Origin of the sequence: Cupriavidus oxalaticus, from assembly GCF_038900635.1 — a bacterium.
Taxonomy (GTDB): domain Bacteria; phylum Pseudomonadota; class Gammaproteobacteria; order Burkholderiales; family Burkholderiaceae; genus Cupriavidus; species Cupriavidus oxalaticus_B.
This window is the reverse complement of the sequence record NZ_JAYMRX010000003.1, coordinates 37,208-59,606: the sequence shown is the minus strand read 5'-3', so window position 1 is coordinate 59,606 and position 22,399 is coordinate 37,208. Positions and strand designations below refer to the sequence as shown.

The following is a 22,399-nucleotide window of genomic DNA, read 5'->3' as shown; positions in this document are numbered from 1 at the left end:
CGTCCAGTCCTGTCCTGATCCGGTTTGTCTCCTGAATTCCAGCCTGTTGTCGTGAATCCCGCCGTCAAGTCCCTTGCCGACCGCATCGAGGCGTTGCTGCCCCAGACCCAGTGCACCAAATGCGGATTCAACGGCTGCCGTCCCTATGCCGAGGCCATGGCCGCCGGCGAAGCGGCCTGCAACCGCTGCCCGCCGGGCGGCGCGGAAGGCGTGCGCCGGCTGGCCGGGGCGCTCGGCGTCGAACCCTTGCCGCTCGACCCCGAACGCGGCACCGAGCAGTCGCGCGCGGTCGCACTGATCGACGAGAGCCTGTGCATCGGATGCACCCTTTGCATCCAGGCATGCCCGGTCGATGCCATCGCCGGTGCCGCCAAGCAGATGCATACGGTGATCCCCGAACTGTGTACCGGCTGCGACCTGTGTGTGGCGCCCTGCCCGGTCGACTGCATTGCCATGATCCCGGTCACCGGCGACCGCACCGGCTGGGACGCCTGGTCGCCGGCCCAGGCCGACGCTGCGCACGCGCGCTACCTGGCGCGCCAGGCCCGGCTGGTGCGCGAGCGCGAGGAAAACGAGGCACGCCTGGCCGCCAAGGCCGCGGCCAAGCTGGCCGCGGTGCAGGCCGAAGCCCCGCAAGACGACGCCGAGCGCGCCGCGCAGGAACGCAAGCGCGCCATCATCCAGGCTGCGATCGAGCGCGCCCGCCAGAAGCAGCAGGCCGCGCGGCCGCGCAATACCGAAAACGTCTCGCCCGCAGTTCAGGCGCAGATCGATGCCGCCGAAGCGCGCCGTGCGCGCGCCGGCCTGACCGAGCCGGCCGTCGACCCCGACGCCAAACCCGACCCGGAACAACAGCAATGAACGCCGCCAAGTGCCGTGCCATTTTCGAGACGCTGCGCGAAGTCAACCCGGCCCCGGCCACTGAACTGGAATACAGTTCGCCGTTCGAGCTGCTGATTGCCGTGCTGCTGTCGGCGCAGGCCACCGACGTCGGCGTCAACAAGGCCACGCGCCGGCTGTTCCCGGTCGCGCACACGCCGCAGCAGATGCTCGACCTCGGCGAGGCCGGGCTGAGCGAATACATCAAGACCATCGGCCTGTACAAGACCAAGGCCAGGCATGTGATCGAGACCTGCCGCATCCTGGTCGAGCGGCATGGCGGCAAGGTGCCGCCCGACCGCGAAGCGCTGGAAGCGCTGCCAGGCGTTGGCCGCAAGACCGCCAACGTGGTCCTCAATACTGCTTTTGGCGAGCCCACCATTGCGGTCGATACGCATATCTTCCGGGTCGCGAACCGCACCGGGCTGGCGCCCGGCACGAACGTGCAGGTGGTCGAGCAGAAGCTGCTAAAGTGCGTGCCGCATGAATTCCTGCACGATGCGCACCACTGGCTGATCCTGCACGGCCGCTACGTTTGCAAGGCGCGAAAGCCCGAATGCTGGCACTGCGTGATCGAGCCGCTGTGCGAATTCAGGGAAAAGACGGAAGCGCCGCAGTTGTAAGCGCCCTGGCGGCGGGCCTTACTGCGGCTCGCGCGCCAGCACCATGGCCAGCTGCAGCGCCGTGCGCGCCACCACTTCGACGTCGGGCGTGTAGCCCTGTCCGATCCAGCGCAGGGCGACATGGATAACCCCACCCGCCACGCCCGCGGTCAGCAACGGATCGAGGCTGCGGCCCGGCGGCAGCAGCGCCTGCGCCAGCAGGCCGCCGAACTCGCTCAGCGAATCCGCCAGCGCGCCATCGACCAGCTTGCTGACGCCGCGGATCTCCACCAGGAACACCCTTGCCGAACGCGGCTCGGACTGCAAGGCGCCGAAATAGGCGCGCAGCATCGCCAGCGCCCGGTTGGGGCCGTCGCCGCCTGCCGCCTCACCGGCGCGTGCCAGAGTCTGCAGCAAACGGTGGGTGACGGCCTGGAACGACGCCAGCAGCAGCGCCTCGCTGTTGGCGAATGACTCGTAGAAATAACGCTCGGTCAGGCCTGCGGCCTCGCATACGGCCTTGACCGTGGCGTTCTGGTAACCACGTTCGCCATAGACCTGCACCGCCGCGGCAATCAGCTGGCCCCGGCGCTGGGCGCGCCGTTCTTCGGCTTCGGCGCCGCGGTAGCGGCGTGCGGGGGTGAGCTCGGTGGTCATGTGCGCCAGTATGACATTCCCTATTGTCAGATGCCTTGTCTTATCGCTTCTGACAACCTATGTTGTCAGAAGCGCCACTCGCCCCGGATGCCTGACATGACCGCACCCCGTCCCGATGATGCCGTCCTGGATGTCCTGATCGTAGGCGCCGGCCTGTCCGGCATCGGCGCCGCGCGCCACCTGCAGATGCGCTGCCCTGGCAAGCGCTACGCCATCCTGGAAGCCCGCGATGCCATCGGCGGCACCTGGGACCTGTTCCGCTACCCCGGCATCCGCTCCGACTCGGACATGTACACGCTGGGCTACCGCTTCAAGCCGTGGCGTGGCGCCAAGGCCATTGCCGACGGGCCGTCGATCCGGGCCTATATCCGCGAGACCGCCGAGGAAGCCGGCATCACCCCGCATATCCGCTTCGGCCACAGGGTCGTCAGTGCCGCGTGGGACAGCGCCACGGCCTGCTGGACGGTCGAGGCCGAGCGCACGGCGGATCACAGCCGTCTGCGCCTGCGCGCCCGCCTGCTCTATGTCTGCGCCGGCTATTACAACTACGCCGAAGGCCACCGCCCGGCGTTTGACGACGAGGAGCGCTTTCGCGGCCGCATCCTGCATCCGCAGTTCTGGGACGAATCGCTCGACTATGGCGGCAAGCGCGTGGTGGTGATCGGCAGCGGCGCCACGGCGGTCACGCTGGTGCCGGAGATGGCCAGACGCGCCGCGCACGTGACCATGCTGCAACGCTCGCCTACCTACATCGTGACGCGCCCCGCCGAGGACGCGATCGCCCACAAGCTGCGCCGGCTGCTTCCCGAGCGGCTGGCCTACGGCGCCACGCGCTGGAAGAACGTGCTGCTCGGCATGATGTTCTTCCAGCTGGCGCGGCGGCGGCCGGAGCGCACCCGGGAAAAGCTGATCGGCATGGCGGCGGCGCAACTGGCGCCGGGCTTCGACGTCGCGACGCATCTCACGCCCCGCTACAACCCGTGGGACCAGCGCCTGTGCCTGGTGCCCGACGGCGACCTGTTCGGCGCCATCCGCGACGGCCGCGCCACGGTCGAGACCGATACCATCGAACGGTTCACCGAAGACGGCATCGTGCTGGCCAGCGGCAAGACGCTCGCCGCGGATATCGTGGTCGTGGCCACCGGGTTGAAGCTGAACATGCTGGGCGACATCGCGGTCAGCGTCGACGGCGAGCCGCGCCACCCCGCCGAATCGTTCGCGTACAAGGGGACGATGCTGAGCGACGTGCCCAACCTGGTGCTCGCCTTCGGCTACACCAACGCCTCGTGGACGCTCAAGGCCGACCTCACCGCCGAGTACGCCTGCCGCCTGCTGCGGCATATGGACCGCCATGGGCACCGTGTCGCAGTGCCGCGCGCGCCCGCCGGCATGCAACCCGCGCCATTCCTGGATTTCACTTCGGGTTATGTGCAACGCGCCGCCACCGTGCTGCCCCGCCAAGGCGACCACAAGCCCTGGCGCGTCTATCAGAACTACCTGAAAGACATGCTGACGATCCGGCACGGGCGCATCGCCGACGGCGTGCTGCAGTTCGATGTCCCGCCTTCCTCCACCCAGGCTGGCCGCCCCCATCGCGACAGCCAGGGCTCAGAAGAAGCCAATTCCGTGCCGGCAGTCGCCGCCAGCGAGGTGCAATCGTGACCATCGCCCTGACTATTGCTGCTTTGCTGATCGGGCTGCTTGTGGTGCTGGGCGCCGCGCTATGGCTGTACACGTTGCGCACCGTCCGGCGCATCGAGGCGGCACTGCCGCCGCGTGGACGCCTTGTCGATGTGCCCGGCGCGCGGCTGCACGTGGTCGAGCGCGGCCAGGGTCCCGCCGTGCTGCTGGTGCACGGCCTGTCCGGACAACTGGAGAATTTTGGCTACGGCATGATTGAACCGCTCGCCCGCCACTTCCGCGTGATCGCCGTCGACCGCCCCGGCGCGGGCCACTCGACGCGCGCTGCAGGCACCGCAGCGGATCTGCCGGCACAGGCCGATGCGCTCGCGGCGCTGTGCGACCAGCTCGGGTTGGAGAAACCGCTGGTGGTCGGCCACTCGCTTGGCGGCGCGATCGCACTGGCACTTGCCATCCATCACCCCGAGCGCGTCGGCGGCCTGGCGCTGATTGCGCCGCTCACCCATCCGCCCAAGGCGATTTCGCCGGTATTCCAGGCGATGACCCTGCCTGGCGCGTTGCGCCGGGTGCTGGCGTGGACGCTGGTGGTGCCGATGTCGGAACGGCGCCGGGAAGAGGTCATGGATGTCGTGTTCGGTCCCGACCCGTTCCCGCTCGACTTCCCGACGCGGGGCGGCGGCCTGCTGGCGCTGCGGCCATCGCATTTCCTCGCCGCTTCCGAAGACCTGATCGGTGCCGCGAAGAGCCTGCCGGCGATGCTGCCGCATTATGGCTCGCTGCGCGTGCCGGTGAGCGTGCTGTACGGCCGCGATGACCGTATCCTCGACTTTGCCGAGCATGGCGAAGCGCTGGTTGCCAGGGTGCCTGGCGCCACGCTGACACTGGTAGACGGCGGCCATATGCTGCCGGTGACCGCCATCGACACCTGCGTCGACTTTGTGCGCGACGCCGCCGCGCCGCTGCATTTCCCGAGCGCGGCCCCGGCGCAATTCGCCTGACTCACGGAGCTCCTGCCATGGCCACCCCGACCGCCTCCAATCCCTACAAGCAGGATGTCTTCACCGCGTTCAGGGCCGTGCGCAAGCTGCTCGCGAACGGCAACGACACCGAGCAGGTGTTCCGCATCATGCGCGCGCTGAACGGCCCGTCAATGCCGCGCAACTTCAGCCGCCTGCTGCGCACGCACGATGGCAGGCGCATGGTCTACCAGCGCATCGAACTGGCCGAGCGCCTGTCCGATCCTGCCTATGTCGCCAGCTTCGCACCGGGCACGGTCGGCGCGGCCTATCGCGCGTTCCTGGAAAAGACCGGCTACAGCGCGGACGGCCTGGCCAAGGTCTCGAACCTCGACCAGGAGCCTGTGATCGAGGACGCCTACCTGTGGTTCGGCCGGCGTACCCGCGATATCCACGACATCTGGCATGTGCTCACCGGCTATCGGGCCGACGAAAGCCTGGGCGAAGCCGCGCTGGTGGCATTCAGCTATGCGCAGACCGGCGGCAAGGGATGGGCGTTCATCGCCATCGCGGCATCGCTCAAGAGCCTGCGCGTGACTGGCAGCCTGGCCTTTGCGCGCGCCGTGCTGGAGGGCTACCGGCTGGGGCGCCGCGCCGGATGGCTGCTCGGCGAGGACTACGAAAGACTGTTGCACGAACCGCTCGAAGCTGCCCGTGCACGGCTCGGCATTGCCGAGCCCGGCCGTTACCTCGCCTGCAATCCCGTCCAGGAATGGACTGCCTGAGATTGCGGCGCGCCACAAAAAAAAAGCGACCCCATGGGTCGCTTTTTCTATTCCCGGCGCCACTGGCGCGCGGCCTCTTCAGACGATGCGGCAAGCTTCGTCGAAAGACAGGCGCGGCAGGCGCGGATGCACCTTGTCGGCAACGCCGTAGCCCAGGTTGACCAGGAAGTTGACCGACCACTTGCCATCGGGGAAGAAGGCCGCGTTGACCTTGTCGGCGTCGAAACCGCCCATCGGGCCGCAATCCAGGCCCAGCGCCCGTGCGGCCAGGATGAAGTAGCCGCCTTGCAGCGAGCTGTTCATCAGGGCGTCGCGGGCGATCTTCTCATCGTTGCCGGCATACCAGGCACGCGCGTCGGCATGCGGGAACAGGCGCGGCAGCTGGTCGTGGAAGGCCTTGTCGAAGGCGATGATCGCGGTGACCGGCGCGGAGCGGGTCTTCTCGACGTTGCCGGCCGACACGCAATCCACCAGCCGCGCCTTCTCGGCAGCGCTCTTGACGAAAACGATGCGGGCCGGGCCGCTGTTGGCGGCGGTCGGGCCGAACTTCATCGCTTCATAGACCTGGTGCAGGACGGCGTCGTCCACGTGCCGGTCCTGCCACACGCTGTGGGTGCGGGCTTCGGTGAACAGTTGCGCCAGCGCGGCTTGGTCGATCTGGGACATGCGGCTATTTCCTATCCAAGAAATGTATGAAGCCGCGATTCTACCCAAGGGCCACGATGTGCCGCGCCAGCGTCTTTGACCGATCCGTTCAATTCTCTTGCATGTCGCCGCGGGCCTGCGTCGGCGCGCTGCTTCGCCGCGTCAGCCATAGCACGCCGGCCAGGATCAGTCCGCCTCCAAGCGCCTGCGTGCCGCCGACATGCTCGCCCAGCAGCAACGCCGCCAGCAGCACGGTGACGACCGGCTCGAGCGTCGACAGCATCGAGGCCTGCGCCGCGCCGAGCCGTTGCAGCCCGGCGAAGAAGGTCAGGATCGCCAGCACCGTCGACAGCAGCGCGATCGCCGCCAGCGCCAGCCAGCCGCCGGCACTGGCGGGGAACTGTGGCGGCACACCCGCGCCAAGGCGCAGCAGGCCGACCGCGCCGTAGACCAGCGCGGCCGCGGTGCAGATCACCGTGGTGGTCGCGATCGGGTTGACACCGGCGGTTACGCGCGCGCCGACGATGATGTAGACGGAATAGATCACCGCCGCCGCCAGCCCGAGCGCGATGCCCAGCGGCGAACCCTCGCCGCCGCCAACGGTCAGTCCGGCCCCCACCGAGCACAGCACCAGCGCGATCACGGCCGCCGTGGTCAGCCGCTCTTTCAGGAACACCGCGGCCAGGATCGTCACGAACAGCGGGTACAGGTACAGAAGGAGCGCCACCAGGCTGGCCTGCGCATGGTTCAGCGCACTGAAAAAGCAGAACGACTGGCCGACGTAGCCGATGCCGCCCATCGCCGCCAGTGCCAGCACGCGCCGCCACGGCGGCAGGCCGATGCCGCGCGTGCGCATCACCCACGCCAGCGCCCCCGCCGCCAGCACGAAACGTACGAGCAGCAGGCCGTAGACGTCGGCACCGGCCGCATAGGCAAAGCGCGCAAAGATCGCCATGGCGCCGAAGGCGCTGGCCGACACCGCGATCAGCAGCACCCCGGTGAGCTTGGCGCGGGCCTGTTCGTGGGCGGTGGTGGAGGCGGAGACTGTCATGAAGCTGGCGGGAAGTCGGCGATCCCGCATTCTACTTGGCACCGCAGGCTCGCCAGCGCTCGCCGCCCCCCTCGTTTACAATGGCGCCACCATGTTCAATCCCTCACGAGAAGAAGTCCGCCGTTTCTTCTGCGAAGCCTGGCAGAAGCAGATCGCGGGCAGCGTGCTGACGCCGCTGGAAGTCATTGCCGTCGACTGGATCGGCGAGCATCCCGAGTACCACGACCTGCTGCGCGACACCGAAGGCGCGCTGACGCAGGACTACACCCCCGAGCAAGGCCAGACCAACCCGTTCCTGCACCTGGCGATGCACCTGTCGATCTCGGAACAGGTTTCCGTCGACCAGCCGCGCGGTATTCGCGAGGCTTACGAGGCACTGGCGCGCCGGCTCGATTCGCCGCACGAGGCTCAGCACCAGGTGATGGAATGCCTGGGCGAGATGTTGTGGCAGGCACAGCGCAGCGGCCTGCCACCGGATGGCGACCAATACGTCGACAGTGTGCGCCGGCGCGCACTGCGCTGAGCGCACCACTCCAGCCGGCCGCTGACCGGCTGCGTACATTTCGTCACAACCCGTTTTCTACCGCGTGGTAGGCTTTGCGGGTTCCGAAATTTCCCAATGCCGCGCGCGCCGCTCAGGCCGCGCCCGCGGTGCCCAGCATCATGTCCCGATTGACCCTGCCCCGCCGGCTGGCGCCTGCCAGCCGCGCCGTTGCCCCCCTCTGCCTGTCGCTGGCGCTGGCCTGGCCCCTGGCCGGCCACGCCGGCGTGGCGCTGCTGCAGCCGCCGCGCGTGATCGACGGCAACCAGCCGCTGACGCTGACACTGGTGGTCAGCGCCGACGGCGCGACGCGCCGTTACCGGATCCCCGATACGCTGGAAGTCACCGCGTCGAGCGAAATGCAGGCGCCGGTACGGCTGGTACTGTGGCGCGAGGTATCCGGACCTGCCATGGTCAACCTGCGCCGCGGCGAGCACCGCGCCATCCGCTACACCGCGACCCTGCCGCCGCAGTTGCGCGGCCAGGTGCGGCTGGATGCGACCGGCATCGACGCCGCGCCGGTGCTGGTCACGCTGAACCGGCTGCCCCAGCCGGGCGAGGCGGCCACCGCCCCGCCCGCGGTCGCAGCCACGCCCGGGCCTGCCGGCGAAGCCGCGGAGGCGAGCCCGGTTCCCATCACGCCGGTGACCAGTGCGAGCGCCACCGCCCCGGCGCCGGCGGACCTGCGCGACAGCGCGCGCCTGTCGTTCTACGACCCGATGTACTTCATCGTCGGCGCGCACGATGGCGCCAACGCGAAGTTCCAGTTCAGCTTCAAGTACCGGATCTTCCAGGGCGAGGACCCGGCATCGAAAAGCCTGTTCGACAACCTCTACCTGGGCTTCACGCAGTTCTCGCTGTGGGACCTGTCGGAGCAGTCCAAGCCGTTCCGCGACACCAACTACCGCCCGAGCCTGTTCTACTACCTGTCCGATACCGGCGTGCGCAACCGCGCCATCAGCCGGCTGTCGCTGGCGGCCGGCGTGGAGCACGAGTCCAACGGCCGCAGCGGCGACGAGTCGCGCAGCATCAACACCGTGTTCGTCAAGCCGACGTTCTACTTCGGCGACCAGAACGACTGGCACTGGCGCGTCGCACCCAAGCTCTATGCCTACGTGGAGAAAGGCGACAACCCGGACATCGCCCATTACCGCGGCTATATGGACCTGGGCATCGCATATGGGCGTCCGGATTCCTGGGAGTTTTCCGCCACGCTGCGCAAGGGCACGCGCAAGTGGTACGGCAGCGTCGATGCGCAGGTCACCTATCCGTTGGCGCGGCTGCTGCCGGGTACCGCGGGCTACCTGATGGCGGGTTACTTCGTCGGCTACGGCGAAAGCCTGCTCGACTACAACCACAAGCTGCCCTGGCAGTTCCGCATCGGCTACGCGCTGTCGCGCTAAGCCCCTGATGCCGTCTGGCTTGCCTGATTCACCCCGCCAGCGGCTTGCCGCCCGCCTTCAGCCGGGCATTGGCAACCGCGGCGGCAAACTGGCCGTGGCCATGCCATCCGGTGGCGCGGCCCAGCTTCTTGCCGTTCTGGAAGAACATGAACACCGGGATGCCGTGCAGGCCGAAGCGCTTGCCCAGTGCGGGGTGCTCATAGACGTTGGCATGCAGCCAGTGCAGGCCCAGCGCCCGGATCGGCTCCGGATGGGCGAGCATGGCTTTCTTTGCCATCTCGCAATTGAAGCAATCCACGCCCCAGAAGAACACGCACACCAGCGCATCGCCAGCCTGCGCAATCGCGGCGTCGATGCTGGCGTCGTCAACCTGGCGCATGCCGAAGGCCTCGAAGGCGCGGTGGTCGAGGTGGGGTGCCGCGGCCTGGTCCGCGGACGGCGATTCGCTTGACATGACTGGCTCCCGCAAGGGCAAAAAAGCAAAACGCCCGGGCCTGAACGGCACCGGGCGCAACATCAGCCGCCAAGTGGTCCGGCTTACTTCGGTGCCGCCACCGTCACCAGCGCCGGGCGCAGCACGCGGTCGGCAATGGTATAGCCGCGCTGCAGCACCGTGACGACGGTGTTGGGTTCCTGGTCGGCCGGCACCATCGAAATGGCCTGGTGGCGGTGCGGGTCGAACTTCTCGCCAACAGGGTTCAGTTCCACGATCTTGCCGCGTTCGAACGCGGCGGCCAGCTGGCGCGCGGTCAGTTCGACGCCTTCGCGCAGCTTGGCGATATCGCCGGAACCGTCAGCCAGCGCGGCCTGCAGGCTGTCCATCACCGGCAGCAGGTTGTCGGCGAAGTTCTCGATGGCGAATTTGTGCGCCTTGGCGACGTCTTCCTGCGCCCGGCGGCGGATGTTCTCGCCTTCTGCGACCGCGCGCATGTACATGTCGTAGTGCTCACGCGCCTTGGCTTCCAGGGCGGCCAGCTGGGCCGCCACGTCCTCCACGGCGGCGGCCTCCGGCGCGGCGTTCTCCTGCGCGGCGGCAGCGCTGGCTTCGTCGTTGGGCGTCGGGGTGGATGGCGTCTGCTTCTGTTCTTCCATGTCGATCCGTATCAATGCATTGGCGCGGCCGTCCGTGGGCACGGCCGCGATGGGTCAATCGGCGTGTTTAGCGGGCAATTGGTGGCGTCGTGCCAGATTTCAAGAGTGGCGCTGGCGAGACGCGGAAACAAGCGGTTACAAAGGCGCGACTTATGCAATTGAGGCCTTATTGCTTTGCTGCACTGCACTCACTAAGATTCACACTAAGAAAAATGACAAAAATGACGAGGGCCTGGAGATGGTTCATTTTTGTGCCTCTTCCGAAAGGTTGGCCATGCATAAGCTGCCAGTCGTGACGCTCTGCCTCGTGGCCGCCCTGGCGGTCATGACCGCCTTTATCTGCCTGTCCGGCGCCTTCGCGCCGCGCGATACCGAGTATGGCAGTGGCAAGGCGGTGTTCAAGCACTACATCATTCCTATCGTCAGCCAGGAAGTTTCGCAGGAATAGGCGCCCGGCAACTTTCCAGCACACACGCCCACACCGCGGCGGCCCCGGCATTGTGCCGGCGCCGCCGCGTGTCATTCCTGCCTGCCTCAGTGCCGGAAGTCATCGATGCGGCGCCGGTCGCGCTTGGTCGGGCGCCCCTGCAACTGCGCGGCGGGCTCCGGCTGCAGGCGGCGGCGCTCCACTTCGGCCTGCCGGCGTGCCTGGCTGTCGGCACTCTCTTCATACAGCGTCTGCGCCACCGGTGCCGGACCGCGCGCCGGGGCAATGCCCTTCACCTGCAGTTCCCAGCGCTGCTGGTGCGCTTCGAGCGCGACCTTGTCGCCAGGCCGCACTTCGCGCGAATTCTTGACCAGTTGACCGTTGACGGTCACCTTGCCCCGCTCCACCGCCTCGGCCGCAAGCGAGCGCGTCTTGAAGAAGCGTGCGCACCATAGCCATTTGTCGATGCGCTGGCGCGCATCCGCCTCGAAATCCACGTTCATGCTGCGGCTCCCCGAGTCTGCGCGCGCGAGCGGCGCGCTTCCAGTTCATGCGGGTGCGGCGTATTGAGCGGCCATCCCTGCAGGTGCTGCAGGGCAATCTCCGCCATCGCGGACACCCAAGGCGCCGAGTCGTTCATGCAAGGAATAAAGTGAAAATCCTTGCCGCCGGCGACCTTGAATTCGGTCTGCCCTTCCATCGCGATTTCCTCCAGCGTCTCGATGCAGTCCGCCGGGAAGCCCGGGCAGAACACATCGACCCGGCCGGCGCCGACCTTGCCCAGTTCCGCCAGCGTCGGGGCCGTGTATGGCTGCAGCCACTCCGCCTTGCCAAACCGGGACTGGAACGTCACCTGATACTGCCCCGGCTGCAAGCCCAGCGCGTCACCGAGCAGCCGGCCCGTCTTCAGGCACTCGCAGTGATATGGGTCGCCCAGCTCGAGCGTGCGCCGCGGCACGCCGTGGAACGACAGGATCAGCTTGTCGCCGTGCGCAAAATCGGGCATTCCATGCCGTGACCAGTAGGCCCCGACCTGCTGGTGCAGCGCCGAGATATAAGCCGGATGGTCATGGAAATGTTTGACCAGCCGCAGCTCGGGCTGGTTGCGCCATTGGCCGAGCACGCGAAACACTTCGTCGAACGCGGTCGCGGTAGTGGTGCCGGAATACTGCGGATACATCGGCAGCACCAGCACCTGCTCGCAGCCCTGGCGGCGCAGCGCTTCCATCACCGAGGCGATCGACGGGTTGCCGTAGCGCATGGCGCACGCCACTGTCACCTCGTAGCCGTTCTGGTTCAGCAGCCGCTGCAGCGCATGCGCCTGGCGCTCGCTGTAGACCAGCAGCGGCGAGCCGGTCATATGCGCCTCGCGCAGCCAGATCGACTCATACTTCAGCGCCGACGCGCGCGAGCGCAGCGGCAGGATCACGCCATGCAGCAGCGGCAGCCAGGCGGCGCGCGGGATCTCGACCACGCGCGGGTCGGACAGGAATTCCTTCAGGTAGCGCCCCACCGCCCTGGGCGTGGGTGCATCGGGGGTGCCCAGGTTGACCAGCAGGATCGCCGTGCGCGGCGCCTGCCCGTGCTGGTAGACCGGTTCGGGTGAAAACGTCATGTCGCTTCCGGGTTGGCGCACGGCCGGGAACGCGCCTTGGCGGCGCGCCGGTAAAGTCGGCGCTCGGTAGGATTGGGGCAGCTTGTCAGACCGGCCAGCCGCGTCACTGGTTCTGGCTCAGCGCGCTGGAGAGCAGCCGCGCGGTGATGTCCACGATCGGGATCACGCGCTCGTATGCCATGCGTGTCGGGCCGATCACGCCGAGGGTGCCGACGATCTGCCCGTCGACCTCGTAGGGCGCGGTGATGACCGCCATGTCTTCCAGCGGCACCAGCTGGCTTTCGCCGCCGATGAAGATCTGCACGCCCTGCGCATGGCTGGAGACATCGAGCAGCTGCAGCAGGCTGGTCTTGTGCTCGAACACGTCGAACAGCCGGCGCAGCTTGTCCATGCTGGAAGACAGGTCTTCCACTTCCAGCAGCTTGCGTTCGCCGCTGATATAGACGTGGTCGTCTTCTTCGTCGTCGGCCACGCTGCCGGCCTCGACCGCCGCCTGCATCAGCTGCGACATGTCGCGGCGCAGGTCCTGCAGCTCGACGCGCAGGTGGCTGCGCACGGCGTCGAAGCTCATGCCGCCGTAGTGCGAATTGAAGTAGTTGGCCGCCTCGATCAGCTGGGCCGGGGTGTATGACAGCTCGGTCTGGATGATCCGGTTCTGCACATCGCCCTCGGGACTGACAATGATCAGCAGGATGCGCTTGTCGGACAGGCGCATGAATTCGATCTGCCGGAACGCCTGCGCGCGCCGGGGAGTCATCACCACGCCGGCGAAGTGCGACAGGTTGGACAGCGTGCGCGCCGCCGCCGTGATCATGCGCTGCGGCCCCAGCTGCTGGGCGCCGAGCTGGCCCTGGATCTGGCCGGTCAGCTCGGCCAGGTCGGCGTTGCGCTCCAGCGGCTTGGCCGTCAGCATGGAATCGACGAAAAGCCGGTACCCGCGCGGCGTCGGGATGCGGCCGGCCGACGTGTGCGGACTGGCGATAAAGCCCATTTCCTCCAGGTCGGACATCACATTGCGGATGGTCGCCGGCGACAGGTCCAGCCCCGAGTACTTCGACAGGGTGCGGGACCCGACCGGCTGGCCTTCGGCGATGTAGCGCTCGATCAGGGTCTTGAGCAGCGTTTTGGAACGTTCATCCATGATGCCCCGATTTTACGCAAGTTTTAGACCTTCTGGCGCCCCGCCTGGGTTGCGGCGCCGGCGCCTGCTGGCAACGGCAGCGGCGGTATGGTCTAATCCCGGCATGTCCGCCCCCCCGAGAGCCAGCGCCTTGCGCACTTCGTTCAACACCGTCGCCCTGGTGGGCCGCTACTCGACTGCCGGCATCGAAGGACCGCTGGAGGAGATCGCCTCTTATATCCTGCGCAACGGCCAGGATGTGGTGTTCGAGCGCGAAACCGCGCTGGCCACGGGGCTGACCGCCTACCCGGCCCTGTCGGCCGAGGAAATCGGCAGGCAGGCCGACGTGGCGGTGGTGCTGGGCGGCGACGGCACGCTGCTGGGCATCGCCCGCCAGCTGGCCGGCTACGACGTGCCGCTGATCGGGGTCAACCACGGGCGGCTCGGCTTCATGACCGACATCGCGCTGGAGGACGTGCACACGGTGCTGCCCGACATGCTCGACGGCCGCTACGAAGCCGAGAACCGGCTGCTGCTCGAATCCCGCGTAATACGCGACGACAGTGTCATTTTTTCCGCGCTGGCACTGAACGACGTGGTGGTAAACCGCTCGGGCATTTCCGGCATGGTCGAGCTGGCGGTGTCCGTTGACGGTAACTTTATGTACAACCAGCGTTCAGACGGCCTGATCGTATCGACCGCGACCGGCTCGACCGCCTACGCGCTGTCCGCCGGCGGCCCGATCCTGCACCCGACGCTGTCGGGCGTGGTGCTGGTGCCGATCGCGCCGCACGCGCTGTCGAACCGGCCGATCGTGCTGCCGCACGATGCCGAGGTCACCATCGAGGTCGCCAGCGCGCGCGACGCCAGCGTCAATTTCGACATGCAGTCGCTGACCTCGCTGCTGCCCGGCGACCGCATCGTGGTGCGGCGCTCGGAGAAGAGCATCAACCTGCTGCACCCGGTGGGCTACAACTACTACGCCACGTTGCGCAAAAAGCTGCACTGGCACGAATACCCGTCCGAAGACAACCGCCTCTGAGCCGCCCCCAGAGCCCGAGCTAGCCACCCCGATCCGACGCCAGCCCGACCTCCCGGACCGATCTCACTTTCCGCCACGATGCTGCGCAGCCTGTCCATCCGCGATTTCGTCATCGTCGACACGCTCGACCTGGATTTCACCCCTGGCTTCACCGTCTTTACCGGCGAGACCGGCGCCGGCAAGTCGATCCTGATCGACGCCCTGGCGCTGGTGCTGGGCGAGCGCGCCGACGCCGGCATTGTGCGCGAAGGCGCCCCGCGCGCCAGCATCAGCGCCACCTTCTCGACCCACCCGGCGCTCGACGCCTGGCTGGGCGAGCGCGAACTCAACGCCGCAGACGAGGATGGCGCCGGCTCGGTGCTGCTGCGGCGTACGGTCGATGCCGGCGGCCGCAGCAAGGCCTTTATCAACGGCGCCGCGGCCACGCTGGCGCAATTGCGCGAAGTGGGGGACCAGCTGGTCGACATCCACGGGCAGCACGCGCACCAGCTGCTGCTGCGCCCGGATGCGCAGCGCCTGCTGTTCGACGCCCACGCCGGGCTGACCCAGCAGGCCGGCGCGGTGGCCGAGGCCTGGCGCGCGTGGCGCGCCTGCGTACGCCAGCGCGAGGCGGTGGAGCACCAGTCGCGCGAGATGCAGCTCGAGCGCGAGCGACTGGAGTGGCAGGTGGGCGAGCTCGACAAGCTCAATCCGCAGCCGGGCGAATGGGAAGAAATCCAGGCCGAGTACAACCGCCTTTCGCACGCCGCCGGCCTGATCGACGGCAGCCGCGCGGCGCTTGACGCGCTGTCCGAGGCCGACGGCTCGGTGCTGTCGGCGCTGAACACGATCGTGCACCGGCTGCAGCAGCTGGCCGACGTCGACCCGGCGCTGCGCGACGTGCTGGCCGCGCTCGAGCCGGCCCAGGTGCAGGCCGAGGAAGCCGCGCACTCGCTGACCCGCTACGTCGACCGGCTCGAGCTGGATCCCGAACGGTTGCAGGCCGTCGAGGAACGCATGCAGGCGCTGCACGCCACCGCGCGCAAGTACCGCCTGCCTCCCGAGCAGTTGCCAGAGGAGCTGCTGGCGCGCCGCCAGCAGCTCGACGACCTGCAGGCCGCGCAGGACCTGAACAAGGTGATGGCGCGCGAAGCCGCTGCCAAGGCCGCCTACCTGACGCTGGCGCAACACCTCAGCCATGCGCGCAAGCAAGCGGCGCGGGCGCTGTCGGCGGCGGTCACCGACGCCATGCAGGGCCTGTCGATGGCGGGCGGCAGCTTCGTCGCCGCGCTGAACACGCTGGAAGAGGGCCAGAGCTACGGCCTGGAGCAGGTCGAGTTCCTGGTGGCCGGCCATGCCGGCGTCAGCGCGCGGCCGCTGGCGCGGGTCGCGTCCGGCGGCGAGCTGGCGCGCATCAGCCTGGCAATCTCGGTGATCACCAGCGAGGCCTCGCCCACGCCGACGCTGATCTTCGACGAAGTCGACACCGGCATCGGCGGTGCCGTCGCAGAAGTGGTCGGCCGGCGCCTGCAGGAACTGGGCCGCGCGCGCCAGGTGCTGTGCGTGACCCACTTGCCGCAGGTCGCCGCGCAGGCCGGCACGCACCTGCTTGTCAGCAAGGAAACCACCGATGGCGGTGATGGCTCGGTCACACGTTCGCGCATCCGCGGGCTCGACCCGGCCGGGCGCGTTGTAGAAACCGCGCGCATGCTGGGCGGCGCCACCGTCACCGCGACCACGCTGCAGCATGCCGAAGAAATGCTGGCGCAAGGCGCCGAAGCCCAGGCCGGCGCGCCGGTGCGCGGCACGGCAAAGGAAGGCCGGCGCAGCCGCCGCGCCGCCGGCTGACGCCTTCGCCTGGCGCCCGCATCGGCGTACCCGAACCCAACTTTTCACAGGAGTCCCACCATGACCCGCCACGCGCCGCCGGCAGGCCGCCGCCACCGTCCCTTGCGTGCCGTACTGGCCCTGGCCACCGCGGCCACGGCCGCACTGCTGGCACTGTCTGGCTGCAAGGCGCAGTCGGGGCCCTATGCCCCGCCGCCGGGCAGCATCACTGACGACCGCGCGCTGGGCGACATCATGGTCAAGTTCAAGCCGCCCGCGGTCGACATGTCCGAGGATGCCGGCAAGCTGCTGGCCGAGATCAAGGGCCCGATCCGCTATGTAGTCAAGCGCCCCATGTCGGGCGGGGTCTGGCTGGTGACGGCGATCTCTACATCGGCGGATGCCACCATCGACCAGGCAGTTGATACGCTGCGCGCCACCCCACGTATCGAGACCGCCGAGCCGGACCGGCTGATCCAGCCGAACCGCACCATGCCGACCAGCCGGGATATGCCCAAAAGCTGAGGTTGCCGCGGAATCCGTCCGGAAGCGGCGGGTTCTAAACCTTTCGTAGCCCTTGCGCAACCGGAGCGGATCGTATTCCCTACATAGGATTCCCCGGCGCGTCCGATGGCGCGCGGGTGCTTCTGGAGGAATACATGCTGCATTCCGCGCAGTCCGTTTTCCGTCACTGCTTCGCGTTGCGCCCATGGCGGGCACCCCTGATCACCATCGTTGCCCTGTGTGCCACGGCACCGGCAACCGCAGCGCCGGCAGCAGGCACTGCGCCCGCCTCCTCCCCTTCGGCTTCGGCCCCGGCCCCGGCCTACACCGGCCAGATCATCGTGCGCTGGCGCGATGGCACCACCTCCAGCGTGACCGCCAAGGAGCCAGCCGCGTCAGCGGCGAGCCCGCTGCAGCAACTGCGCGAGCGCACCGGCATCGCCGCCACGCTGCGCCGGCCCATGGGCGGCAACATGGACCTGCTGCAGGTGCCGGACGAACTCGCCTCCGACCCGGAAGCCGCCGCCGCGCGCCTGCGCCAGGACCCGCGCGTAGCCGACGCCGTGCCGGACCGCTGGCTGCGGCTGCACGACACCCTGCCCAACGACCCGGAATTTCGCGCCAACCAGCCCTACCTGCTGGGCACCGGCACCGCGGTCGGCGGCGTCAATCTGCCGCGCGCCTGGGACCGCACGCGCGGCAGCAGCGGCATCGTGATCGCGGTGGTCGATACCGGCGTGCTGCAACACCCCGACCTGGCTGCCCGGCTGCTGCCGGGCTATGACTTCATCAGCAGCGCCGCCGTCTCCAACGACGGCGACGAGGGGCGCGACGGCGACTCTACCGACCCCGGCGACAATGTCCCGGCCGGCTTCACCTGCCCGGGCAGTTCCTCCCCGACCACCGAAGCCACGGCCAACAGCTGGCACGGCACGCGCGTGGCCAGCGTGCTGGGCGCGGTCACCAACAACGGCGAAGGCATTGCCGGCGTCGACTGGAGCGCGAGAGTCCTGCCGGTGCGAGTGTCGGGACGCTGCGGCGCGCTGCTGTCCGATACCGTCGACGGCATGCGGTGGGCGGGCGGCCTGTCGGTGCCGAATGTGCCGGCCAATTCAAACCCGGCACGAGTGGTCAACATCAGCCTTGGCGGCGGCACCTGCAGCAGCATCGAGCAGCAGGCGGTCAACGACCTGAACGCGCGCGGCGTGGTGGTGGTGGCAGCGGCGGGCAACAATCGCAGCGCGGTCGAAGCGCCGGCCGATTGCAGCGGTGTGATCGCGGTCACGGCCCACGCCAACGACGGCGAGAACGCCACCTATGCCAACGTCGGCCCGCAGGTGGCGATCAGCGCGCCGGGCGGCGGCTGCGGCAACTCACGCGTACAGAACGGGGCGTGCACCACCACGCCGTCGGTGATCCGCACGTTGAGCAACAACGGCGGCACATCGATCGGGGACTACACGGTGTCGTCGTCGCAGGGCACCAGCTTCGCGGCGCCGATGGTGTCGGGCGTCGTGGCGATGATGTTTGCACTGAACGGGTCGCTGACGCCGGCGCAAGTGACCGCGGCGTTGAAGTCCTCGGTGCGGCCGCATCCTTCCGGCACGTTCTGCACCACCAATCCAGGCCTATGCGGGGCCGGCCTGCTGGATGCCGACAACGCGCTGGCCGCGGCTGTGTCGGCGCCGCCGGCGGCCGCCGCACCGGCACCGTCCGGCGACGGCGGTGGCGGCGGTGCACTGCCACGCTGGCTCGCGCTCGCGCTGGCCAGCACGGGGCTGCTCGGCTTCGCGCTGCGCCGGCGCGCGTGACGCCTGCACTGCCGCGGATGCGGCTCAGTCGCGGTCCGCGCTGCGCAGCGGCCGCCGCGCCAACCACCACTCCTGCACCACCCAGCACAGCAGCCCGGCCACCGCGCCGGCTGCGTGCGCGGCGCGCACCACGCCGAAACCCCATGAGGGATCAAAGACAACCGGCGCCAGCCACGATTGTTCCAGCCACACCTTGGCCAGCACGCCCAGGCACAGCAGCACGCCGAGCACGCGCGACAACCCGGGTGCGCGCAACAGGCTGAGCCCGCCCCACAGCGCCAGCCCGTGCAAGGCGCCGGACAAGCCGCCATACCAGCCGACCGATGGCTCGCGCAGCAGCGCGGCCTGCACGGCAAGGCCGCAGGTCACCAGCACCAGCAGCATGGCGCGCGCCCGCGCCGTGCGCCCCGCAAGCGCCAGCAGGCCCGCGGCCGCGAGCGCGTTGGCCAGCCAGTGCATCGCGCTCAGGTGCACCCACATGGCGGTGGCCAGCCGCCACCACTGGCCGTCGAGCCGCACCGCATCGCGCAGGTAGAGGCCGTGCGCGTGCCACCACGGCAAGAAGGTGAAGCTGGCCGACAGCGCCCAGACCAGCGTGATCGCCGCCAGCAGCCCCGGCCATGAGGTACCGGCGGGACGGTTCGGGGCCGCCGCGGCCGGCGTGGCTGTCGTGGCCTCAGTCCTCACCGAACACGGCCTGCCACAGCGTGCGCACCTGCGCCGTCTGCGCGGCGACCGATTCCGCCGCCACGCGCGCGTGCGCCTGGCCGTCGAGCCGCAACTGGTGCTGGCGCGCGCGGAACAGCCGGTAGGCATCGCCCACCGCCACGGCCAGCGCGGCATCGATCAGCCCGAGTGCGCCGGCTTCGCGCAGCAGCGCGATATTGCCCGCGTTGCGCGTCAGCTGCGGATGCGCGCGGCTGTGCAGCAGCACCAGGTACTGCACCGTGAATTCGATATCGACCATGCCGCCGCGGTCGTGCTTGAGGTCGAACAGGCTGGTGGGATTGGGATGGCCCTCGGCCACCTTGCGGCGCATCTGCACGATCTCGTCGCGCAGCACCGCGGCATCGCGCTCCTGGCACAGCACCTCGCCGCGCAGCGCCTCGAAGCGGTCGCCGATGGCCGCATCTCCGGCGCAGAAGCGCGCGCGCGTTAGCGCCTGGTGTTCCCAGACCCATGCGGTGTTCTCGCCCTCGCGCAGCTGGTAGCGGCGGAAGGCGTCGAAGCTGGTGACCAGCAGGCCGGCCGCGCCGTTGGGGCGTAGCCGCGTATCGACGTCGAACAGCGCACCGGCCGCGGTATGGCTGGTGAGCCAGGTGATCAGCCGGCGCGCGAAGGCGGCGTAGACATCGGGCGCGCGCTCATGCTCGTCGTCATACAGGAAGATGATATCGAGGTCCGAGGCATAGCCCAGCTCCTTGCCGCCGAGCCGGCCGTAAGCGATCACCGCGAAGCGCGGCGTATCGCGATGGCGCGTGGCGAGCTGGCGCCATACCGTCTGCAGCGTGGCATCGAGCATGGCGTCGGCCAGGTCCGACAGGCGGTCGGCCACCTGCTCCACCGTCAGCATGCCGTGCAGGTCCTGCAGCAGTACGCGGAAGGTCTCGGCATGGTGCTCGCGGCGCAGGATGTCCATCTGGTGCTCGACCTGCCCTTCGGCGGCCAGCAGCCGCTCGTGCAGGCGCTTGCGGAACGCGGCCCAGTCGGGCGCGCCGGCCAGCGCATCGCTGTCGAGGAGTTCGTCGAGCAGTTGCGGGTGGCGCGTCAGGTAGGCCGCGGCCCAGCGCGAGGCATGCAGCGTCTGCGCGACGCGGTCCATCGCCTGCGGGTACTCGGACAGCAGCGACAGGTAGGAGGCGCGCCGGCTGATGGCCTCGAGGAAGTCGATAAAGCGCGCGATGGTGCTGTCGGCGTCGTCCTGGCGCGCGGCCAGGTCGAGCGCGCGGTTCACCAGCTGGTCGAAACGGGCGCGGCTGGACTCTGACAGCGCACGGTAGCGCAGCGACGACGCGATCGCGCGCAGCCGGTCCAGCAAACCGGTGCAGTCGGTGAATCCGGCCGCCTGCAGGCGGCGGCACGGCGTGGCATCGTCGCACGCACCCTCCCCGCCCTGCGCCGGCGCGACGGCGTCCTCCTGCGGGTTGTCCTGCGCGCGCGCGGCATTGTCGTCGAGCACGATGTCGGGCCACAGCGCCTCGCACGGCGCGGTGTCCGGATCGGAGAAGGTGGCCTCGAACTGCTGCGCCACTGGCTCCTGCAGCGCCGCCAGGCGCGCCAGCAGTTCGTTCCAGCTGGCACAGCCCATCATCCGCGCCACCGCCAGTTGCTCGTCTTCCGAGGTCGGCAAGTGATGGGTCTGGGCGTCGTCGCGGTACTGCAGGCGGTGCTCCAGCTGGCGCAGGAAGCGGTAGGCGTCGCCCAGCTGCCCGGCCTGGCCGGAAGGCAGCAGGCCGCGCTCAACCGCCACCCCCAGCACTTCCAGCGTGGGCCGCACGCGCAGCGCGGGATCCTGGCCGCCGCGGATCAGCTGGAACACCTGCGCCATGAATTCGATCTCGCGGATACCACCGCGGCCGAGCTTGATATTGAAGGAGCGCTGGTTGACACCATGGCCCGCCAGCCCGCCGCTGCGCTTGGCGGCCTCGCTGCGGATCTGCGCATGCAGCGAGCGGATCGCCGCGATCACGCCGTAGTCCAGGTAGCGGCGGAACACGAACGGCGTGGTCAGGCGCGCCAGCAGGCCGGCGGTGCGCTGCGCGTGCGGCGTGTCGAGCGCTGATACCACGCGGCCCTTGATCCAGGCGTAGCGCTCCCATTCGCGCCCCTGCACCACCAGGTATTCCTCCAGCATGCCGAGGCTGCATGCCAGCGGGCCGGCGTCGCCATTGGGCCGCAGCCGCATGTCGACGCGGAACACGTAGCCGTCGGCGGTCACCTCGGCAAGCAGGTTGATCAGGCGGCGGCCGAGGCGGATGAAATACTCATGGTTGGACAGGCTGCGCGTGCCGCCCTGCGTGTCCCCGTCTTCGTCGTACAGGAAGATCAGGTCAATATCGGACGAGACATTGAGCTCGCGCCCGCCGAGCTTGCCCATGCCGACCACCACCAGCTCCTGCACCTCGCCGCTTTGGGCCCCGACCGGGCGGCCGAAGGTAGCGGCGAGATCAGCGCCGAGCACCGCCAGGCCATGCTGGATCACCAGCTCCGCCAGGTCGGTCATGGCGCCGGTGATTTCGCCCAGTGCGGCCAGGCCGCGCAAGTCGCGCTCGATCACCGCGCACATGACCTCGGCGCGCAGCCGGCGCAACGTGCGCTTGGTGGCTTCCTCGGCGTCGGCAGAGGGTTCGTGCAGCGCCTGCAGCCGCGCCTCCATCCACGCGCGCGTCAGCGGCTGTCCGGCCGCCGCCGCGATCACCGCGGGCAGTTCGGGGCGTGCCTGCAGCACCCGCCGCGCGTAGTGCGAATACGCTGCCGAGTACAATACGTGGCCGCCGCAGTCGGCCGCCTGCAGACCTTGCGGCAGTGCCTGCGCCGCAGTGACGGCAAAGGCGCCGGCGGTCATGGTCCCGGCGCCCTCGCCAGGGGCAAGCGCCGCTGCCGGATCCGCCAGCTCAGCCGGTGCCGGTGTGGCGCCCGCGCCATGTTGGTCGGAGGGATCGCCAGCGGCGGAACTCGTCGGGTCAGAGGCAGTCATTCCAGTAATTTGAAATGCGAGAAAAGGTGCGGCCGGTACCGGCGGCAGATCGGGCGTGCCCGGGCAATGTTGCCCCGATTCACGCCGCGCGCGGTGCGCGCATTGTTGTTGTAGCCAGCCGGGCA

22 protein-coding genes are annotated in these 22,399 nt (G+C 68.9%); 12 read left to right on the top strand and 10 right to left on the bottom strand.

All coding sequences use genetic code 11. The features are described from left to right. Nucleotides 1–51: 51 nt before the first annotated feature. Both rsxB and nth read left to right on the top strand, forming a co-directional pair. Nucleotides 52–861 (top strand): electron transport complex subunit RsxB, encoded by an 810-nt coding sequence (rsxB, locus tag VSR71_RS06910; RefSeq protein ID WP_342913180.1) that lies wholly within the window; start codon nt 52–54, stop codon nt 859–861. Continuing rightward, the gene (nth, locus tag VSR71_RS06905) at nt 858–1,502 is read left to right on the top strand and encodes an endonuclease III (RefSeq protein WP_342913179.1); all 645 of its coding nucleotides are present in this window, start codon (nt 858–860) and stop codon (nt 1,500–1,502) included. Before rsxB ends, nth begins: the two co-directional genes overlap by 4 nt. Before the next feature lie 18 nt (nt 1,503–1,520). On the opposite strand, the gene VSR71_RS06900 is transcribed toward nth, so the two are convergent. Then, entirely contained in the window at nt 1,521–2,147 is a 627-nt protein-coding gene (locus VSR71_RS06900) for a TetR/AcrR family transcriptional regulator (protein ID WP_342913435.1), read from the bottom strand. 87 nt (nt 2,148–2,234) lie between these two features. Between VSR71_RS06900 and VSR71_RS06895 the strand changes: the two genes are divergently transcribed. From VSR71_RS06895 to VSR71_RS06885, 3 genes are read left to right on the top strand one after another with little or no spacing between them, the layout of a single operon-like run. Then, on the top strand, nt 2,235–3,800 hold the full coding sequence (locus VSR71_RS06895; RefSeq protein WP_342913178.1) for an NAD(P)/FAD-dependent oxidoreductase: 1,566 nt from the start codon (nt 2,235–2,237) through the stop codon (nt 3,798–3,800). Beyond that, complete coding sequence (locus tag VSR71_RS06890) at nt 3,797–4,777, top strand: alpha/beta hydrolase (protein WP_342913177.1); 981 nt, start codon at nt 3,797–3,799, stop codon at nt 4,775–4,777. Before VSR71_RS06895 ends, VSR71_RS06890 begins: the two co-directional genes overlap by 4 nt. 17 nt (nt 4,778–4,794) lie before the next feature. Then, nucleotides 4,795–5,520, top strand: a complete 726-nt coding sequence (locus tag VSR71_RS06885) for a Coq4 family protein (RefSeq protein ID WP_342913176.1) — start codon at nt 4,795–4,797, stop codon at nt 5,518–5,520. A 78-nt stretch (nt 5,521–5,598) separates the two neighbouring features. Here VSR71_RS06885 and VSR71_RS06880 read toward each other — a convergent pair whose 3' ends face one another. Both VSR71_RS06880 and VSR71_RS06875 read right to left on the bottom strand, forming a co-directional pair. Beyond that, complete coding sequence (locus VSR71_RS06880; RefSeq protein WP_342913175.1) at nt 5,599–6,186, bottom strand: malonic semialdehyde reductase; 588 nt, start codon at nt 6,184–6,186, stop codon at nt 5,599–5,601. 88 nt (nt 6,187–6,274) lie between these two features. Then, nucleotides 6,275–7,216 (bottom strand): DMT family transporter, encoded by a 942-nt coding sequence (locus tag VSR71_RS06875; protein ID WP_342913174.1) that lies wholly within the window; start codon nt 7,214–7,216, stop codon nt 6,275–6,277. A 91-nt stretch (nt 7,217–7,307) separates the two neighbouring features. On the opposite strand from VSR71_RS06875, the gene VSR71_RS06870 reads away from it, so the two are divergent. Both VSR71_RS06870 and VSR71_RS06865 read left to right on the top strand, forming a co-directional pair. Further along, entirely contained in the window at nt 7,308–7,739 is a 432-nt protein-coding gene (locus VSR71_RS06870; protein WP_342913173.1) for a DUF1841 family protein, read from the top strand. 140 nt (nt 7,740–7,879) lie between these two features. Continuing rightward, nucleotides 7,880–9,160, top strand: a complete 1,281-nt coding sequence (locus VSR71_RS06865) for a phospholipase A (RefSeq protein WP_342913172.1) — start codon at nt 7,880–7,882, stop codon at nt 9,158–9,160. Between the two features lie 28 nt (nt 9,161–9,188). On the opposite strand, the gene VSR71_RS06860 is transcribed toward VSR71_RS06865, so the two are convergent. Then, nucleotides 9,189–9,614, bottom strand: a complete 426-nt coding sequence (locus VSR71_RS06860) for a thioredoxin family protein (protein ID WP_342913171.1) — start codon at nt 9,612–9,614, stop codon at nt 9,189–9,191. An 83-nt stretch (nt 9,615–9,697) separates the two neighbouring features. Next, complete coding sequence (gene grpE / locus VSR71_RS06855) at nt 9,698–10,252, bottom strand: nucleotide exchange factor GrpE (RefSeq protein WP_342913170.1); 555 nt, start codon at nt 10,250–10,252, stop codon at nt 9,698–9,700. Here grpE and VSR71_RS06850 point away from each other — a divergent pair. Further along, on the top strand, nt 10,251–10,700 hold the full coding sequence (locus tag VSR71_RS06850; protein WP_342913446.1) for a hypothetical protein: 450 nt from the start codon (nt 10,251–10,253) through the stop codon (nt 10,698–10,700). The two genes, grpE and VSR71_RS06850, sit on opposite strands and share 2 nt — an antisense overlap. 86 nt (nt 10,701–10,786) lie before the next feature. On the opposite strand, the gene VSR71_RS06845 is transcribed toward VSR71_RS06850, so the two are convergent. The 3 genes from VSR71_RS06845 to hrcA form a co-directional block, all read right to left on the bottom strand. Next, complete coding sequence (locus VSR71_RS06845; protein WP_342913169.1) at nt 10,787–11,182, bottom strand: RNA-binding S4 domain-containing protein; 396 nt, start codon at nt 11,180–11,182, stop codon at nt 10,787–10,789. Beyond that, complete coding sequence (gene hemH, locus VSR71_RS06840; RefSeq protein WP_342913168.1) at nt 11,179–12,294, bottom strand: ferrochelatase; 1,116 nt, start codon at nt 12,292–12,294, stop codon at nt 11,179–11,181. The genes VSR71_RS06845 and hemH overlap by 4 nt, the downstream gene beginning before the upstream one ends. A gap of 103 nt (nt 12,295–12,397) precedes the next feature. Next, nucleotides 12,398–13,435, bottom strand: a complete 1,038-nt coding sequence (gene hrcA, locus VSR71_RS06835) for a heat-inducible transcriptional repressor HrcA (protein WP_209756910.1) — start codon at nt 13,433–13,435, stop codon at nt 12,398–12,400. A gap of 103 nt (nt 13,436–13,538) precedes the next feature. Between hrcA and VSR71_RS06830 the strand changes: the two genes are divergently transcribed. The 4 genes from VSR71_RS06830 to mprA all read left to right on the top strand — a co-directional run bounded on the left by VSR71_RS06830 (nt 13,539) and on the right by mprA (nt 18,577). After that, nucleotides 13,539–14,456, top strand: a complete 918-nt coding sequence (locus VSR71_RS06830) for an NAD kinase (RefSeq protein WP_342913167.1) — start codon at nt 13,539–13,541, stop codon at nt 14,454–14,456. A gap of 78 nt (nt 14,457–14,534) precedes the next feature. Next, nucleotides 14,535–16,283: a DNA repair protein RecN gene (gene recN, locus VSR71_RS06825; RefSeq protein ID WP_342913166.1), complete on the top strand. Its 1,749-nt coding sequence runs from the start codon at nt 14,535–14,537 to the stop codon at nt 16,281–16,283. A 60-nt stretch (nt 16,284–16,343) separates the two neighbouring features. After that, nucleotides 16,344–16,787 carry a hypothetical protein gene (locus tag VSR71_RS06820; RefSeq protein ID WP_342913165.1) on the top strand — a complete coding sequence of 148 codons (444 nt, stop codon included), beginning with the start codon at nt 16,344–16,346 and terminating at the stop codon, nt 16,785–16,787. Nucleotides 16,788–16,921: 134 nt separating this feature from the next. Then, a complete protein-coding gene (mprA, locus tag VSR71_RS06815) occupies nt 16,922–18,577 on the top strand; it encodes an MprA protease, GlyGly-CTERM protein-sorting domain-containing form (protein ID WP_342913164.1) in 1,656 nt (551 codons plus the stop codon). Between the two features lie 24 nt (nt 18,578–18,601). On the opposite strand, the gene rrtA is transcribed toward mprA, so the two are convergent. Together rrtA and glnE are read right to left on the bottom strand one after the other, a co-directional pair. Next, complete coding sequence (rrtA, locus tag VSR71_RS06810) at nt 18,602–19,189, bottom strand: rhombosortase (protein ID WP_428979365.1); 588 nt, start codon at nt 19,187–19,189, stop codon at nt 18,602–18,604. Nucleotides 19,190–19,253: 64 nt separating this feature from the next. Then, entirely contained in the window at nt 19,254–22,274 is a 3,021-nt protein-coding gene (glnE, locus tag VSR71_RS06805; RefSeq protein ID WP_342913162.1) for a bifunctional [glutamate--ammonia ligase]-adenylyl-L-tyrosine phosphorylase/[glutamate--ammonia-ligase] adenylyltransferase, read from the bottom strand. Between the last annotated feature and the right edge of the window lie 125 nt (nt 22,275–22,399).

Coding starts and splice junctions, on each gene's coding strand:
- grpE (WP_342913170.1), bottom strand. CDS start 10,252: ATGGAAGAACAGAAGCAGACGCCATCCACCCCGACGCCCAACGACGAA.
- VSR71_RS06875 (WP_342913174.1), bottom strand. CDS start 7,216: ATGACAGTCTCCGCCTCCACCACCGCCCACGAACAGGCCCGCGCCAAG.
- VSR71_RS06865 (WP_342913172.1), top strand. CDS start 7,880: ATGTCCCGATTGACCCTGCCCCGCCGGCTGGCGCCTGCCAGCCGCGCC.
- recN (WP_342913166.1), top strand. CDS start 14,535: ATGCTGCGCAGCCTGTCCATCCGCGATTTCGTCATCGTCGACACGCTC.
- VSR71_RS06870 (WP_342913173.1), top strand. CDS start 7,308: ATGTTCAATCCCTCACGAGAAGAAGTCCGCCGTTTCTTCTGCGAAGCC.
- VSR71_RS06895 (WP_342913178.1), top strand. CDS start 2,235: ATGACCGCACCCCGTCCCGATGATGCCGTCCTGGATGTCCTGATCGTA.
- nth (WP_342913179.1), top strand. CDS start 858: ATGAACGCCGCCAAGTGCCGTGCCATTTTCGAGACGCTGCGCGAAGTC.
- hrcA (WP_209756910.1), bottom strand. CDS start 13,435: ATGGATGAACGTTCCAAAACGCTGCTCAAGACCCTGATCGAGCGCTAC.
- hemH (WP_342913168.1), bottom strand. CDS start 12,294: ATGACGTTTTCACCCGAACCGGTCTACCAGCACGGGCAGGCGCCGCGC.
- VSR71_RS06850 (WP_342913446.1), top strand. CDS start 10,251: ATGTCGATCCGTATCAATGCATTGGCGCGGCCGTCCGTGGGCACGGCC.
- VSR71_RS06885 (WP_342913176.1), top strand. CDS start 4,795: ATGGCCACCCCGACCGCCTCCAATCCCTACAAGCAGGATGTCTTCACC.
- mprA (WP_342913164.1), top strand. CDS start 16,922: ATGCTGCATTCCGCGCAGTCCGTTTTCCGTCACTGCTTCGCGTTGCGC.
- VSR71_RS06880 (WP_342913175.1), bottom strand. CDS start 6,186: ATGTCCCAGATCGACCAAGCCGCGCTGGCGCAACTGTTCACCGAAGCC.
- VSR71_RS06845 (WP_342913169.1), bottom strand. CDS start 11,182: ATGAACGTGGATTTCGAGGCGGATGCGCGCCAGCGCATCGACAAATGG.
- glnE (WP_342913162.1), bottom strand. CDS start 22,274: ATGACTGCCTCTGACCCGACGAGTTCCGCCGCTGGCGATCCCTCCGAC.
- VSR71_RS06860 (WP_342913171.1), bottom strand. CDS start 9,614: ATGTCAAGCGAATCGCCGTCCGCGGACCAGGCCGCGGCACCCCACCTC.
- VSR71_RS06820 (WP_342913165.1), top strand. CDS start 16,344: ATGACCCGCCACGCGCCGCCGGCAGGCCGCCGCCACCGTCCCTTGCGT.
- VSR71_RS06830 (WP_342913167.1), top strand. CDS start 13,539: ATGTCCGCCCCCCCGAGAGCCAGCGCCTTGCGCACTTCGTTCAACACC.